The following is a 15,540-nucleotide window of genomic DNA, read 5'->3' on the forward strand; positions in this document are numbered from 1 at the left end:
TCGGAAAGCTCGGGAGGGATGCGTGGCGATGACGGAGCCGACGGCGGTCGCGCTTGACAGTGCGACGGTGGCGTTTCGGTTGGCGGATGGACGCGTCTATACCGCGGTCGAACGGGCCAATCTTTCGGTTGATCATGGCGAGTTCGTCGCCATTGTCGGTCCGACCGGATGCGGGAAGTCGACGCTGCTGAACGTCACGGCTGGGCTGCTCAAGCCCGCGGCCGGAACAGCAAGGATCTTCGACAAGCCGCTGAGCGGCCTCAACCGTGATGCCGGCTACCTGTTCCAGGCCGATGCGCTGTTCCCCTGGAAGACCGCGATCGACAATGTCGCGATCGGGCTCGAGATATCAGGCACGCCGCGCGCCGAGGCGCTCGCGCGCGCGCAGAAATGGCTGACCTCGGTCGGGCTCGGCGCCTTCGCCAATCGCTATCCGCACATGCTGTCGGGCGGCCAGCGCAAGCGTGTTGCGCTGGCGCAGGTCCTGATCCGCGATCCGAAGATCCTCCTGATGGACGAGCCGTTCGGTCCGCTGGACGCCCAGACCCGGCAGATCATGGGCAATCTGCTCTTGGAATTGTGGAGCGCCGACCGCAAGGCGGTGCTGTTCGTCACCCACGATCTCGAGGAGGCGATCGCGCTGGCCGATCGCGTCGTGATCATGTCGGCCGGTCCTTCCGCGCGCATCATCGGCGACTGGCGCATCACGCTGCCGCGGCCGCGCGACATCGCCGAGATCCGGATGGAGAAGGATTTCCATGCCCTGCACCGCGAGATCTGGGGCGTGCTGAAGGACGAGGTTATGAAGGGTTATGTCCAGTCGACGCAGGCGGGAGCTGCCTGATGTCGCGCGTCACACTGTTGTCCCTGCAGGTTCTGGTCGCCGTCGTCACGCTGGCGCTGTGGCAGGTCTTCTCCACCGTGTCGGTGTTCGGCAAGGTGCTGTTGCCGCCGTTCTTCTTCTCCAATCCGCTCGACGTCTTCAGCCAAATCGTGAAATGGTTCTCGACCGGGGTGATCTGGAAGCATCTCGCGATTACGCTGTGGGAATCCATCCTCGCCTTCGTGATCGGCTCGGCCGGCGGCATTCTGGTCGGCTTCTGGTTCGCGCGGCAGCCGCGCGTCGCCGCGGTGTTCGATCCCTATGTGAAGATGGTCAACGCGCTGCCGCGCGTGGTGCTGGCGCCGATCTTCGCGCTGTGGTTCGGGCTCGGCGTCTGGTCCAAGGTCGCGCTCGGCGTGACCTTGGTGTTCTTCATCGTGTTCTTCAACGTCTACCAGGGCGTCAAGGAAGTGCCGACCACGGTGCTCGACAATGGCCGCATGCTCGGCATGAACGAGCGGCAGCTGATGCGCCACGTCTACTGGCCGTCGGCGCTGTCCTGGATGTTCTCCTCGCTGCACACCTCGGTCGGCTTTGCCGTGGTCGGCGCGGTGGTCGGCGAATATCTCGGCTCCGCCGCCGGCCTCGGCTACCTGATCCAGCAGGCCGAGGGCGTCTTCGACGTCGCCGGCGTGTTCGCGGGCATGTTCGTGCTGTCCGCCTTCGTCATCCTGATCGACATGGGCGTGACGATGGTCGAGAATCGGCTGCTGGTGTGGCGGCCGACGCCGGTGACGCATGATTAGGGTACTGCCTCGATCAACCCGCGGATATTCTCCGTCACCTCCGGGTCAATCGGATTGTAGACGATCATGCTGAGGTCGGGCCGGCCATCGACCGCGAACGCCGAATATTCGAACTTGACCTGACCCAGGATCGGGTGCCGCAGCTGCTTGACGCCCTCGCCATGGGCTCGCACGTCATTGTCGCGCCACAGCGCCGCGAATTCCGGGCTGAGCCGGCACAACTCGTCGACGAAGGGTTGCACCTCGGCAGCTGCGCCGGCGCGCGCAGCGTCCACCCTGAAGGCGCCGACCACGAAGCGCGCCACGCTGGCCCAGTCATGTTGTGCCGCGCGGACGCGCGGATCGAGGAACATGAAGCGCAGCACGTTGCGCTCGCGCGCCGGCAGCGATCCGTAGTCCGTCAGCATGACGGTCGCGGCCCGGTTCCAGGCGACGATATCCCAGGTTGCGGTGCGTATCACGGCGGGGCGCGGCTCCAGCGCGTCGAGCACGCGCTGCAGCCGGGGGGTGACGCCTTCGCTCTTCTGGTAGCGCACCTCGGGCGTGCGGCCGAGGCCGAGCAGGAACAGATGCTCGCGCTCGACATCGGTCAGCATCAGCGCACGCGCGATGCGGTCGAGCACATCGGCCGAGGGCGCGCCGCCGCGGCCCTGTTCGAGCCAGGTGTACCAGGTCGCGCTGATGTTGGCGCGCTGCGCCACCTCTTCGCGGCGCAGGCCCGGCGTGCGCCGCCGCTCCGGCGGAAAGCCGAACACGGCCGGATCGAGCTTGCTGCGGCGGTCCTTCAGGTAGGCGCCGAGCAGGTTCTCTTGCGCGAGCGGTTCGCTCATCCTGTTAGCTATTATACCATGATAAGGTCACTACTTTAACAGGATAGCGCGCAGGGCCAGATTTGTCTCCAACGAAACCTGGAGACTTCCTCATGCGTGTGTTCGTCACTGGTGCCACCGGATTCATCGGCACGCCCGTCGTCAAGGACCTGATCGCCGCCGGACATCAGGTTCTTGGTGTGGCCCGTTCGGACGAGGGGGCGAACGCGATCTCTGCCATTGGCGCGGAGGTTCTTCGCGGCTCGCTCGAGGACCTTGATAGCTTACGCAAGGGGGCAAGCGCTTCGGATGCTGTCATTCACCTGGGCTTCGTTCACGACTGGTCTAATTTCGCGAAGAGTTGCGAGATCGACCGCCGCGCCATCGAAGCCTTGGGCTCTGTTCTGGCTGGATCGGACAGGCCATTGATCGTAACCGGAGGCTTGGCGGGATTGGCCAAGCCCGGCCAGATCGCGACTGAGGACCAAACGATATCGCCGGATTTCCCATTCCCCCGCGTGTCGGAACAGACGGCCCTGTCGCTGAACGGCGTCCGCGCGTCGGCCATGCGTCTTCCCCAGGTTCACGATCCTGTCAGGCAGGGTCTCATCACCCCCTTGATCGCGGTGTACCGCGAAAAGGGCGCGTGCGCCTATCTCGGCGATGGGCAAAATCGCTGGCCGGCGGCGCATGTTCTCGACGTGGCGCGTCTCTACCGGCTGGCCATCGAAAAGGCTGAGCCGAACGCAAGGTATCACGCCGTCGCGGAAGAGGGGGTCTCGATGCGCGATATTGCCGAAACGATCGGACGGCGGCTGAAGCTGCCGGTCAAATCCATCGCCCCGCAAGAGGCGCAGGCCTTCTTTGGCTGGCTCGGCACGTTCGCGGCATACGACATCGCGGCTTCCAGCGAGCAGACGCGCAGGAAGCTTGGATGGCAGCCGACCGGGCCGGGATTGATTGCCGATCTCGAACAGCTGATCGATTCCGCGCAGTAAGAAGCAGCGCAGTAGGATGCGTAGGGTGGGATAGCCGAAGGCGTAAGCCACCCTACGCATCTACGCTGCGGCTCAGAGCGGGAAGCACCGCATGTAGGCGGCGAACAATGCTTCGTCGCTGTAGCTCACCAGCTTCGCGGCAATCGCGTCGGCCAGTTCGAGGTCGCGGTTCTGCACGCGCAGCCAGGCCTGGGTATCGGCGGTGATGGTCAGAGCCGCCTCTCCGACATGCCGTCCCGGCACGACCTGGAGATCCTTGCCCTTGATCGCAACGGTCATGTCCAGCGCGCTCGTGCCGGTGAAGCGCAGATGCGTCACGAAATCCAGACCTCGGGCCCTGCCGCGCTGAAATCCGAGCGAGAGCGAAAAGATATAGGCCTGCAGGCTGCCGGTATGGCGGCCAGACGTGACATGCTGAAGCTTTTTGTGCGGAAAGCGCCGCGTCACCGTGTCCTCGGCGTCGGTATCCGGGATCACGTAGACGAACTCGTCCTTGTCGATCAGCGGCTGCACCACATCGGAGAAGTGGGCGTCGCGATCGTGGAGGAAGGGGCCGATCACGTCTTCGCCGGCCGGGCAGGCCGAAATGCAATAGGCCGCCTTGTAGCCAGGCTTGAACGACAGCGATTGCCAGATGTTTAGCGTCTCGGTGCGGGGAACGCGGGCGCGATAATCCCTTGCGTCCTTTGCATCCGCGACCTTCTCCACCCACTGCGAGAAGTTGCCGAGAAAGTCGTGATAGTTGTGGGTGTGGCAGGACAGGAAATCGAAGCCGCCGTCCGGCTTGATGGCGCCGACCGGGCAGGCCGCGACGCACAGTTTGCACTCCAGGCAGGGATTGTAGTCGATCGGGTGGTCATGCGCGTCGACCTCGCATCCGAGCAGGATGGTGCCGAGCAGGACGAAGCTGCCGAATTTCGGGTGGATGACGCTGCGATGGATTCCCATGCGGCCGAGACCGGCTTCCACCGCGATCGGCTTGTGCTGGACCATCATGATCCTGGGCAGGTCCATCTCCATCGGGAACGCGGCAACCGAGTTGCAGGCCGGGATGCCGTGCTCGTCGAGCGCGCGAACGATGGCACGCGCGGTTTCGTTGACGTGATCGTAGGTGCTGTGGAATTCCTCGTTGGCGACCGAGCGCGAGGGCGAGCGCACCGGCTCGCGGTTCATGTGGCAGACGATCGCGAGCAGGGAGCGCGTCCGGCCATAGACCTTGCGAATGAAGTCCCGCTGCGGCGCGATGGCGGCCCGTTCGAACTCGATGATGCCGACATCATCGGCTCCGCATCTGCGCGCGATGTCCTTGATCAGTTCCGATGAAACCGGGACGTCGCGGACCGGTTCGCTGCTGCGAGCGCGCACAGCCCTGACCGTGGGGTGATCGTCCAGGCTCATGGGTCTAGCTTTCTATTAAATGACGATCGTAATACTATGGAGCGAACGAACTTGAGGCAAGTGAATTATCTGTCAAGTGTCATGTCATGGAACCGGCGCTGGCGCGCGCGCGACTTTCGTCATTGCGAGGAACGAAGCGACGAAGCAATCCATGGGTCCGCCTATCCGGAGAGATGGATTGCCTTCGCTTCGCTCGCAATGACGTTGAGGATGGCCGTAATCAATCCAGCAGCTTGGTATCATCCGGCGCCTGCGGCGGCGTCTTGATCGCGATGGCCTTGATGGCGCGGCCGTTCGGCTTGGTGCCGCCATGCGGCGTGCCCTTCGGGATCACGATCAGGTCGCCCGGCTTCACCGTCACTTCCTTGTCGCCGAGCCAGACCGTGCCGGTGCCTTCGAGGACGAACTGCATCTCGTTGGTGTTGGGATGCATGTGCTTCGGCACATTGCCGTCCTGGATAGAGACGGTGGCGCCGTCGGCGGAGACGAACATCTTGGAACGGAAGCCGACCTTGTTGGCGTCGCCGAGCTTGTCGCCCTCCATCTCGCCGGTGTGGATGACCCGCGCCGTGATGTTTTCGGCGGCGAGCGCCGGCCGCAGCAAATGGGTGATGCCACAGCCCGCGGCAAAGGCGGTAGCGATCGACAGCGCGGTTGCAATACGATTCATGAAGACCTCCCTTGATGTTTCCCTTGAAGTATTCTTGGTGCTTATGGTTTTGGCGCTTCTTCTGCGTTTTCTTGTATCCGCGATGCTATGCCGCCCCCGCAGGCTTGACCAACTGTCGGAAAGTCGCCTTCTCAAGGCCTGCCGGCTCCTCTATCTTGCCGGCCAGTCGAACGGAGGACGTCATGAACAAACTGCTTGGCAAGCTTGCCGGAATGCTGCTGGCGCTGACCCTGTCCACGGGCCTTGCCGCGGCGCAAAGCAAGATCACCATCGCGGTCGGGGGCGGCGCTTGCCTGTGCTATCTGCCCACCGTGCTGGCCAAGCAACTCGGCGAATACGACAAGGCCGGGCTCGCGGTCGAACTGGTCGACCTCAAGGGCGGCTCGGATGCGCTCAAGGCCGTGCTCGGCGGCAGCGCCGACGTCGTCTCCGGCTATTTCGACCACTGCGTCAATCTTGCGGCCAAGAAGCAGGAGCTGCAGGCCTTCGTGGTCTATGACCGCTATCCCGGCCTCGTGCTGGTGGTGTCGCCGAAGCACACCGGCGAGATCAACTCGATCAAGGATCTCGCCGGCAAGAAGGTCGGCGTCAGCGCGCCGGGCTCCTCGACCGATTTCTTCCTGAAATATCTCTTGAAGAAGAACGGCCTCGATCCTACGGGCACCGCCGTAATCGGCGTCGGCCTCGGCGCCACTGCGGTGGCCGCGATGGAGCAGGGCCAGATCGACGCCGCCGTGATGCTCGATCCTGCCGTCACCGTGCTGCAGGGCAGCTACAAGGACCTCAAGATCCTCAGCGACACCCGCACCCAGCACGACACGCTTGCGGTGTTCGGCGGCGAATATCCCGGCGGCGCGCTGTATTCGACCGCGGCCTGGGTCAACGGCCACGAGAAGGAGGTGCAGGCGCTGACCAATGCGATCATGGCGACGCTGGCCTGGATCCATTCGCACAGCGCCGAAGACATCATGGCCAAGATGCCCGACGAGCTCGTCGGCAAGGACAGGGCGCAGTATCTCGCGGCCCTGAAGAACACGATCCCGATGTATTCCGAGACCGGCAAGATGGACCCCAAGGGCGCGGAAGCCGTGCTCGCGGTGTTCAGCGAAGGGTCACCCGATGTCGCGAAGGCCGGCATCGACGTCACCAAGACCTACACCAACAAGTTCGTCGACCAGGTCAAGAAGACGACCGGAAACGCGAAGTAAACACGTTCGGATATGCAGTCTCCGCTCATTTGTCGTGTCACCGCGCTCGACCTTGCCTTGCAGCGGCGTCCTTGGCCGTTTGCGGACGAGCGGCGCGTCGAGATCGACGCGCATTTCGCCGAGCAGCAGCGGCTGACCCCGAACCTGTGGAACGGCCGTGTGCTGCTCGGGCGCGATCCGGTCTTCGCCGGCGAGCGGCTCAGCGCGAGCTATTTCGAGACCGATTTCGCGAGCTTCCTCGCTTGGCGCGACTGGGGCTTTCCGGACCACGAGGTGTTCAACGGTTTCGGCATGGGGGCGCTGCTCGCCAGCGACGGCGCCTTCGTGTGCGGGGTGATGGGCGAGCAGACCGCGAATGCCGGCCGCATCTATTTCCCGTCAGGGACGCCCGATCTCGACGATATCAGGGGCGACACGGTCGATATCGCCGGAAGCGTGATGCGCGAACTCGAGGAGGAGACGGGATTGTTGCCATCGGATTGCCGCGGCGACGCCGATTGGCACTGCATCTACACCGGGCCTGCGCTTGCGATGATGCGGATCCTGCGCGTCGATATGCCCGGTGACGCGCTGCGGGCGCGGATCGAGGCCAATCTCGCGCGCCAGGCAAATCCCGAGCTTGCGGGCATCCATCTGGTGCGCAGCCGCGCCGATCTCACTCCCGCAATGCCGCGCTTCGTCACCGCATTCATCGAGACGCAGCTGCCGGCCTAGGCAAAGGAATGCGCAATGACCGAGCAAGGCACCGCTGCCGCTGCGTCGACACCGGCAATCGCCGATGGCCCCAACACGATCAAGGTCATCATTTCGGGTGGTTTCGCCACGGTCTACCGCGACGTGCTGCCTGAATTCGAGCGAAGCACGGGCATCGGGGTGGAGACCGGATCGGGCGCGTCGGAGGGCACCGGTCCGAAGACGATCAGGCACCAGCTTGCGAACGGCACCAAAGCGGATGTGGTGATCCTTTCGCGCGAGGGGCTTCGAAGTCTGACCGAAGACGGCCGAATTCGTGCGGGATCGGAAGCCGCACTGGCGACGGCACCTTTGGCCGCGGCGGTTCGAGCAGGCTCTCGCAAGCCGGACATCGGCAATGATGTCGCGCTCAGGAAAGCCTTGATCGACGCCGGCCAGGTGGTGGCGCCGAGCAGCACGAGCGGACAGTACGTCCGCGACAAGGTTTTCCCCAGGCTGAACTTGCCGGACACGGTCAGGCTCACCCTCGAGGCGCGCGGAACCGAAGCGGCCGAAGCGCTGAGAGCAGGCAAGGCAAATCTCTCGATCGGCCCGACCAGCGAACTGGTTCAGGAGGGCGGCATCGAAGTTGTCGGTTTGTTGCCGCCAGATTTCCAGCTGGTCCAGACCTTCACGGCCGCGATCGTCAGCGACGCGCAAGCGCCGGAAGCCGCCAAGCGCCTGATCGATTTTCTTGTCTCGGACAGCGATATCTTGCTCGCGGCCATCAAACGGGCCGGCATGGAACGGCCCCGCGGATAAATTGCCGCTGCCACGCGCGCGCCCGAGCACCGTGCGTCGGCACCGTTCCGCCGAAACTTTGCGCAAGCCTGCGCGGTGCGGACGCAGCCATCGCGCTTGACATCATCGGCCGCTCCCCCTGTGATAGGGCGGCACGACAACAAAAAATGCAGTGCACAATCTCTGGGGAGGGATTCATGCCGGTCAGGAGGGCTGCCCGCTGGCTTGCGGGTCTATCTGTCGCGCTTGCGGCGCTTGGTGTGGCCAATGCAGCGCATGCGCAGGACAAGAAGATCAAGATCGGCGTGATCTTCGATTTGACCGGCCCGCTGGCCGGCGGCGGCTCCGAGCTGCAATACACCGGCGTCAAGATCATGCTCGACCATTACGCCAAGACCGGCGTCGAGGGTTACAAGGTCGAGGCCGTCTATGCCGACGCGCAGAGCAAGCCCGACATCGCGATCAACGAGGCCGTCCGCCTGCTCGAGCAGGAAAAGGTCGACATGGTGATGGGCTTCTTCTCCTCGGCGCAATGCGTGCCGGTGTCGGCGCGGGTCGAGCAGATGAAGAAGTTCATGTGGATCACGACCTGCATTTCCTCCGGCGTGTTCGACGGCAAGAATTACAAATACGTGTTCCGTCCGCAGGCCGCCGGCAACCAGTACGGCATGATGACGACCGACTTCATCGCGCAATACTCCATGTCCAAGTTCGGCAAGGAGCCGAAGGATCTCCGCGTCGCCATCATCCATGAGGACGGCGCCTATGGCGTCGACGTCTCCAAGGGCAATGAGGCCGGCGCCAAGAAGGCCGGCTTCAACATCGTGCTCAAGGAGGGTTATTCGGCGACCGCGCCCGATCTGTCGGCGCTGGTGACCAAGCTGAAGCGCGCCAAGCCCGACGTGATCTTCCACACCGGCTACAATCCGGACATTACCCTGCTGTTCCGCCAGGCCCGCGAGCAGGGATTGAAGTTCGGCGCCATTGTCGGCCATGGCGCGGGCTACGGCGTCTACGAAAAGCTGAAGGAAGGGCTCGGCACCGACGCCAACTATCTCTTTAACACCGACCCGATCTCGATCTGGCTTGCCAACCAGAAGAACATGGATCCCAAGCTGCCGCCGGTCATCAAGATGGTCGGCGAGGAGTTTGACCGGCTGAAGCCCGGCGTGCCGATCCGATCCGCCCATGTCGGCATCGGCGCGGCCAACGCCTATGTCTTCCTCGACGACGTCTTGCCGCGCGCGATCAAGAAGTATGGCGGCGTCGATCCGGATGCGCTGCGCAAGGCCGCGCTCGACACCGACATACCCGAGGGCGGCACCATGCTCGGCTACGGCGTGAAGTTCTACGGCGAGGGAGAGCAGTATGCCGGGCAGAACGCGCGCTCGTTCCCGGTGGTGCTGCAATATATCGACGACAAATCCTATGTGGTGTGGCCGAAGAGCCAGATGCAGCGCGAGACCGAGCTGCCGCTGCCGGCCGGCACCACCTACAGCTACAAATAGCTCGCTCGCGAAGGGAACTGCCGTGCTCGCCGTCGAAGGCCTGGTCAAGCGGTTTGGCGGCTTTCGTGCCGTCAACAACGTGTCGTTCCGCGTCGAGCAGGGCGAGATCCTCGGCCTGATCGGCCCGAACGGCTCCGGCAAGAGCACGATCTTCAACATGCTGTCGGGCACCTTGCCGCCGACCTCCGGCTCGATCCTGTTCGACGGCCACGAGATCGCGGGGCTCGCCCCGCACCGGATCATCAACCGTGGCATCGGCCGAACCTTCCAGATCCCGCGGCCGTTCCATCGCCTCAGCATCTTCGAGAACGTCGTGCTCGCCGGCTTCTACGGCCAGGGCCGCCACAGCCGCGGCAAGGCCGAGGAGGCGGCCGAGCGGGCGCTCGCGATGGTCGGGCTGCCGACCGATCGTCACGCCAGCGTCGAGGGCCTGGGCGCCGCCGGGTTGAAGAAGCTCGAGCTCGCCAAGGCGCTCGCCACCGGCCCGAAGCTGTTGCTCGCGGATGAGAGCCTTGGCGGCCTTGACGAGGCCGAGATGGACCAGGCCGCCGACATGCTGCGCCGGATCCGCGACGAGCTCGGCATCACCATCATCTGGGTCGAGCACATCATGGGCGTATTGATGCGCGTGGTCGATCGCGTGATGGTGCTCGATCACGGCGAGAAGATCGCCGAGGGCCTGCCGGCCGATGTCGCCGGCGACGCAAGAGTGATCGAGGTCTATCTCGGCACCGATGCGGATGCGAGCCTCGCAGCCGCGGCCGCAGCCCAGGCGCGGCGCCGGATCGGGGCGTGAGCGCATGCTGGAATTGAAATCGATCGACGCGGGCTATGGCAGCTTCCAGGCGCTGTTCGACGTCAGTCTCGACGTCAAGGCGGGCGAAGCGGTCGGCGTGATCGGCCCGAACGGCGCCGGCAAGACCACCCTGATGCGGGTGATCTCAGGGTTGATCCGCCCGATCAGGGGCACGATCGCGATGGAAGGCGTGAACGTCATCGCGACACCTCCGCATCGCATCGTCAGCCTCGGGATCGCGCATGTGCCGGAAAATCGCCGGTTGTTTCCCCGGCTCACCGTCGCCGACAACCTGAAGATGGGCGCCTACATGCCCGGTGCCCGCGCGCATTACGCCGAGCGGCTGGAGTTCGTGTTCGAGCTGTTTCCGCGCATGAAGGAGCGCCAGCACCAGATGGCCGGCACGATGTCGGGCGGCGAGCAGCAGATGTGCGCGATCGGCCGTGCGCTGATGTCGAACCCGAAACTGCTGCTGCTCGACGAGCCGTCGGCCGGCCTCGCGCCGGTCGTGGTGCAGCAGGTGTTCGAGCTCGTCAAGCGCATCCGCTCAAGCGGGCTGACGGTCCTGATCGTCGAGCAGAACGTGCAGCAGGTGCTGCGCGTGGTCGACCGCGCCTATCTGCTGGAAGCCGGCAGCATCCGCGCCGCCGGGTCAGCGGCGGAGCTCGCGGCGAGCGACACCATCAAGCAGGCGTATCTCGGGGTGTGAGGGGGTAATGATCGTGAATCGAGCAAGCGCACTCACATATTTCCCCGCCATCCCCGGACGAACGCGTTTGCGTTCGCTCGGGAGGTGCGCGCTCTTGCGCGCCTCGAAGGATGAATCGGCCACAGACGGGCCGTGCATCCTTCGAGGCTCGCTCCGCTCGCACCTCAGGATGACGGTTGCGCTAGTTCGAGTTCGGCCAGATGACCACGCCTCGGTCTAAGGCAGAGCCACCATGCAATCCTTCCTCGACATCTTCGACATCTACCTGCTGGAGGCCGTCATCAACGGCATCCTGCTCGGCGGCGTGCTGGCGCTGCTTGCGCTCGGGCTCAACCTGATCTTCGGCGTCATCGACGTCACCTGGATCTGCTACGCCGAACTCGTCATGATCGGCATGTACGGCATGTACTATCTCGTGCAGTACTACGGCCTGCCATACTGGGCCGCCGCGCCGCTGGTGATCCTGCTGGTGGCGCTACTCGGCGCCGCGCTGCATTTCTTCGTGATCGCCCCGCTCCTGACCGCGCCGCCGATCAACCAGCTGCTCGCCACCGGCGGCGTGCTGTTCATCCTGCAGAGCTTTGCCACCGTCGCCTTCGGCATCGACTTCCGCAATCTCGGCATCCGCCTGCCGGTGCTCGCGCTCGGCGAGATGAATTTCAGCTACGCGCGATTGCTGTCGTTCGCTGCCGCGCTGCTCGGCATGATCGGCGTCTATCTGTTCCTGACCCGCACCTTCACCGGCACCGCGATCCGCGCCATCGCGCAGGACCGCCAGATCATGCCGCTGATGGGCGTCGATCCCAAGCGCATCTATCTCGTCACCTCGGCGATCGGCGGTGGGCTCGCCGGCCTCGCCGCCTGCCTCCTGGTGCTGCAATATGACGTGCATCCGTTCGTCGGCCTGTCGTTCGGGCCGATCACCTTCCTGATCTGCGTGCTCGGCGGGCTCGGCAATTTCATCGGCGGCTTCATCGCCGCCTTCGTGTTCGCCGAGATCATCTCGCTCGGCGGCCTGTTCTCCGATCTCGAATGGGGTTACGTGCTGGCCTTTGCCTTCTTCATCGTCATGATGTTCATCCGGCCCGCGGGCCTCCTGGCGAGGCGCTCGTGAACAGGCAAGCCGCCGGCTGGATCATCGCGCTGATCGCGCTCGTCGCGGTGCCCTTCGTGCATCGCGATCCCTATCATCTGCACGTGCTGGTGCTGATCCTGATCTGGTCGTTCGCCTACACCTCGTGGTCGATCATGGGGCGCTTCGGCCTGGTCTCGCTCGGCCATGGCGGCTTCATGGGCATCGGTGCCTATGTCACCGCGCTGCTGTGGAACCATCTCGGCGTGTCGCCCTGGATCGGCATTCCCCTCAGCATGGCAACCGCCGGCGTGCTCGCGCTCGTCGTCGCCTATCCCTGCTTCCGCTTCCGCATCACCGGGCATTATTTCGTGCTGGTGACGCTGGCGCTGTCGGGCATCGTGCTGCAGGTCATCACCGCGACCCGCGACTATACCGGCGGCTCGCTCGGCTACACCCCGCGGCGCGCCCCGAGCGGCAAGGGGCTGCTCGCGCTGCAATTCGACGACAAGACCACCTGGTATCTGATCGCGCTCGCGGTCTGGATCACAGGCCTCGTGATCTGGCGCGCGATCGATCGCAGCATGATCCGCCATGCCATGGAGGCGATCTCGGAAGACGAGGATGCCGCCGCCGCCGCGGGCGTCAACGTCACCGCCGAGAAGCTCAAGATCACCCTGATCAGCGCGCTGATGACCGCGCTGTCGGGCGCGCTCTACTGCCAGTACCAGATGTTCATCTCGCCCGACACGGTGAGCGGCATCGCGGTCTCCCTGCAGATGGTGTTCGCGGCGATCGTGGGCGGCGTCTATGTCGCGCTGGGACCGACGGTCGGCGCCGTCATCACCATCGTGCTGGCCGAGGTGTTGCGCATCTCTTTCGGCACCAAGGCGGTCGGCTGGGACAATCTGGTCTATGGCGTACTGCTGGTGTTGTTCATCATCTTCCTGCCCAAGGGCATTCTTGGTAGCGTGATCGACCGGATCAAATCGCCGCGCAAGCCGTCGAGAAGCCATGAGCAACAAACCGTCCCCATCGCTCGCCGATGAACTGAAGCCCTTCGTCGCGCCGTTCCGCTTCGACGGGTCGGGCGAATTTCACCTCAAATCGTATCCGACCGCCGAGAAGGGCGGCATCGACAAGGACGCCGGCGGCAAGATCATCGAGGCCAACCGCAAGCGGCTCAACGACTTCCAGGAGAAGCTCTACGCCCAGGACCGCTGGTCGCTGCTGCTGATCTTCCAGGGCATGGATGCCGCCGGCAAGGATTCCGCGATCAAGAGCGTGTTCGAGGGCGTCAATCCGCAGGGCTGCGAGGTTTCCTCCTTCAAGCAGCCTTCGACCAGGGAGCTCGACCACGACTTCATGTGGCGCGCCATGATCGCGCTGCCGGAGCGCGGCCGCATCGGCATCTTCAACCGCTCCTATTACGAGGAGTGCCTGGTGGTGCGGGTGCATCCGGAAGTGCTCGACAAGCAGAAGATCCCGAAGAAGCTGGTGACCAAGAACATCTGGCGCGAACGCTTCGAGGACATTGCGTCGATCGAGCGCTATCTGTCGCGCAACGGCACCGTGATCCTGAAATTCTTCCTCAACGTCTCCAAGGAGGAGCAGCGCCAGCGTTTCCTCGACCGGCTCGAGGAGCCGGCCAAGAACTGGAAGTTCTCGATGGCCGACGTCGCCGAGCGCAAGCTGTGGGCCAAATATCAGGCCGCTTATCAGGACATGATCCATCACACCGCAACCAAAGAGGCGCCCTGGCACATCGTGCCGGCCGACCACAAATGGTTCGCCCGCGTCGTGATCGGCTCGACCATCGTCAACGCCCTCGACGGGCTCGACCTGAAATTCCCCGAAGTCGACAAGGCCGACTTGAGCGAATTCAAGCGCGTCCGCGCGGCGCTGGAGGCGGAAGGCAAGGGCGGGGCGGGCGAGAAGACGTCTGCAAAGAAGTAGGCGCCGCGTCCCATGTTTGTCGCATGCGGATATTCCCAGCGCGTACCGGCCGCTCGCAAGGCAATCTTAATGAATTGACGCAACATGGGGGTATGGCAACCACAGATTTAGCGACAGGCAGTCACAACCCGAACGATGACGCACTGAGGGGCGTGCTATGGGCGCCTGTCCTGCTGTTCCTGGCTGGTTGCTTTGCTGCCTTCCATTGGTCCGGATTCCGGCACGTCGATGTCAATTGGGCCGGCTATGGCGGGATGGCAGCGATCTTGCTCAGCGCCTACCTCGTGACAAAGGGACTGCGAATCCAATTCGTCCAATTGTTCATAAACTGCTGGTCGCAGAATCTGGTGGTTGCGATCGCCGCGACGATGTTGACCTATGCCGCCGCGACAGTCGGCCGTCCCCTGATCGACGACCAATTGCTGCGTGCTGATCAGCTGATCGGATATGATTGGAGAGCTTATGCGGGGTTCTTCGCGGGCTCGGACACGATGGTCCGCTTCGTGAGCGAATTCTATAACTCGATTTTTTATCTGCCCAATGTTGTGATCCTGGCGCTGGCCATCAAGAAGGATGTCAAGACGCTTGAGAAATTCATCCTGGCGGCGATCATATCACTGCTGCTGACGATTGTGATTTTTGCCCTGGTTCCGGCCACCACGGCGTGGACCCATCTGCATCTCAGCGATACCGAGATATCCTCGTTCCGGAATTTGCCGCTGTCGTCCGACGGCTGGATCGATGAGCTGATCCGGATTCGCGAAGGAAGCCTCAGAAGCCTGCGCAATTTCCAGGGCAAGGGACTGATCGCGTTTCCTAGCTTCCATTGCGCGGCAGCCCTGATCCTGATCTGGGCAAGCTGGAACATCCGCTGGCTGCGCATCCCGATGACGCTCGTCAATCTGGGCATGATCCTGGCAACGCCGATCGTCGGCGGTCACTACGTCGCGGACCTGATCGGCGGTCTGGTGATCACGATCGTGTCCGTGATCCTCGCTGGTTGGCTTCACACCTGGATGCTGCGGCACGTGGCTGTGGTCCGGCGAGGAGCATGGGCGATGATACCCGCGGTGCAACGAGCTGAGCCCCGGGCGGAAGTCAGGTGAGGGCGATCGCGCCCCAGCCATGCGATGACGATAGGTCAATCCACCTGACCATCTTTACCCATTGCGGCAGCTTGCCATAATCGTCTAGAACGACGGCGCACAGCGCGTCCCGGCAACCAACCGTCAATGGTTTTGCCCGAGGATTTTGGCGCTCAACAGGGTCTGGCAATGCTGATTCGCGGCCAAATTGATGGGATTTCAGGGGAGG

General features: G+C 63.7%; 16 protein-coding genes. 13 read left to right on the plus strand and 3 right to left on the minus strand.

The window, feature by feature from the left end:
* The first annotated feature begins 28 nt into the window (after window positions 1-28).
* Entirely contained in the window at window positions 29-844 is an 816-nt protein-coding gene (locus ACVWZM_RS32485) for an ABC transporter ATP-binding protein (RefSeq protein ID WP_057015064.1), read from the plus strand.
* Entirely contained in the window at window positions 844-1,629 is a 786-nt protein-coding gene (locus tag ACVWZM_RS32490; RefSeq protein WP_057015065.1) for an ABC transporter permease, read from the plus strand. Before ACVWZM_RS32485 ends, ACVWZM_RS32490 begins: the two co-directional genes overlap by 1 nt.
* Here ACVWZM_RS32490 and ACVWZM_RS32495 read toward each other — a convergent pair.
* Complete coding sequence (locus ACVWZM_RS32495; RefSeq protein WP_253589655.1) at window positions 1,626-2,459, minus strand: helix-turn-helix transcriptional regulator; 834 nt, start codon at window positions 2,457-2,459, stop codon at window positions 1,626-1,628. The two genes, ACVWZM_RS32490 and ACVWZM_RS32495, sit on opposite strands and share 4 nt — an antisense overlap.
* A gap of 92 nt (window positions 2,460-2,551) precedes the next feature.
* On the opposite strand from ACVWZM_RS32495, the gene ACVWZM_RS32500 reads away from it, so the two are divergent.
* Entirely contained in the window at window positions 2,552-3,436 is an 885-nt protein-coding gene (locus tag ACVWZM_RS32500) for an SDR family oxidoreductase (protein ID WP_253589656.1), read from the plus strand.
* 72 nt (window positions 3,437-3,508) lie between these two features.
* On the opposite strand, the gene ACVWZM_RS32505 is transcribed toward ACVWZM_RS32500, so the two are convergent.
* Both ACVWZM_RS32505 and ACVWZM_RS32510 read right to left on the minus strand, forming a co-directional pair.
* Entirely contained in the window at window positions 3,509-4,834 is a 1,326-nt protein-coding gene (locus ACVWZM_RS32505; RefSeq protein ID WP_057015068.1) for a 4Fe-4S binding protein, read from the minus strand.
* A 220-nt stretch (window positions 4,835-5,054) separates the two neighbouring features.
* A complete protein-coding gene (locus ACVWZM_RS32510) occupies window positions 5,055-5,504 on the minus strand; it encodes a cupin domain-containing protein (protein ID WP_253589658.1) in 450 nt (149 codons plus the stop codon).
* A gap of 182 nt (window positions 5,505-5,686) precedes the next feature.
* Here ACVWZM_RS32510 and ACVWZM_RS32515 point away from each other — a divergent pair, with 182 nt between their 5' ends.
* From ACVWZM_RS32515 to ACVWZM_RS32560, 10 genes are all read left to right on the plus strand, one after another.
* Window positions 5,687-6,712 carry an ABC transporter substrate-binding protein gene (locus ACVWZM_RS32515; RefSeq protein ID WP_057015070.1) on the plus strand — a complete coding sequence of 342 codons (1,026 nt, stop codon included), beginning with the start codon at window positions 5,687-5,689 and terminating at the stop codon, window positions 6,710-6,712.
* A 12-nt stretch (window positions 6,713-6,724) separates the two neighbouring features.
* Window positions 6,725-7,426 carry an NUDIX hydrolase gene (locus ACVWZM_RS32520; RefSeq protein WP_456855584.1) on the plus strand — a complete coding sequence of 234 codons (702 nt, stop codon included), beginning with the start codon at window positions 6,725-6,727 and terminating at the stop codon, window positions 7,424-7,426.
* A 15-nt stretch (window positions 7,427-7,441) separates the two neighbouring features.
* Window positions 7,442-8,206: a substrate-binding domain-containing protein gene (locus ACVWZM_RS32525; RefSeq protein WP_456855585.1), complete on the plus strand. Its 765-nt coding sequence runs from the start codon at window positions 7,442-7,444 to the stop codon at window positions 8,204-8,206.
* A 176-nt stretch (window positions 8,207-8,382) separates the two neighbouring features.
* Window positions 8,383-9,693 carry an ABC transporter substrate-binding protein gene (locus tag ACVWZM_RS32530; protein WP_076824302.1) on the plus strand — a complete coding sequence of 437 codons (1,311 nt, stop codon included), beginning with the start codon at window positions 8,383-8,385 and terminating at the stop codon, window positions 9,691-9,693.
* A gap of 22 nt (window positions 9,694-9,715) precedes the next feature.
* A complete protein-coding gene (locus ACVWZM_RS32535; RefSeq protein ID WP_050385458.1) occupies window positions 9,716-10,489 on the plus strand; it encodes an ABC transporter ATP-binding protein in 774 nt (257 codons plus the stop codon).
* Between the two features lie 4 nt (window positions 10,490-10,493).
* The gene (locus tag ACVWZM_RS32540) at window positions 10,494-11,198 is read left to right on the plus strand and encodes an ABC transporter ATP-binding protein (RefSeq protein ID WP_092090331.1); all 705 of its coding nucleotides are present in this window, start codon (window positions 10,494-10,496) and stop codon (window positions 11,196-11,198) included.
* Between the two features lie 232 nt (window positions 11,199-11,430).
* The gene (locus tag ACVWZM_RS32545; RefSeq protein ID WP_057015074.1) at window positions 11,431-12,312 is read left to right on the plus strand and encodes a branched-chain amino acid ABC transporter permease; all 882 of its coding nucleotides are present in this window, start codon (window positions 11,431-11,433) and stop codon (window positions 12,310-12,312) included.
* Window positions 12,309-13,319 (plus strand): branched-chain amino acid ABC transporter permease, encoded by a 1,011-nt coding sequence (locus ACVWZM_RS32550; RefSeq protein WP_456855586.1) that lies wholly within the window; start codon window positions 12,309-12,311, stop codon window positions 13,317-13,319. Before ACVWZM_RS32545 ends, ACVWZM_RS32550 begins: the two co-directional genes overlap by 4 nt.
* Window positions 13,285-14,226, plus strand: coding sequence for a polyphosphate kinase 2 family protein (locus ACVWZM_RS32555; protein WP_057015076.1), 942 nt, complete (start codon window positions 13,285-13,287; stop codon window positions 14,224-14,226). Before ACVWZM_RS32550 ends, ACVWZM_RS32555 begins: the two co-directional genes overlap by 35 nt.
* 92 nt (window positions 14,227-14,318) lie before the next feature.
* Window positions 14,319-15,332, plus strand: coding sequence for a phosphatase PAP2 family protein (locus tag ACVWZM_RS32560; protein ID WP_456855587.1), 1,014 nt, complete (start codon window positions 14,319-14,321; stop codon window positions 15,330-15,332).
* The last annotated feature ends 208 nt before the right edge of the window (window positions 15,333-15,540 follow it).

Source organism: Bradyrhizobium sp. USDA 4501 (assembly GCF_054062115.1).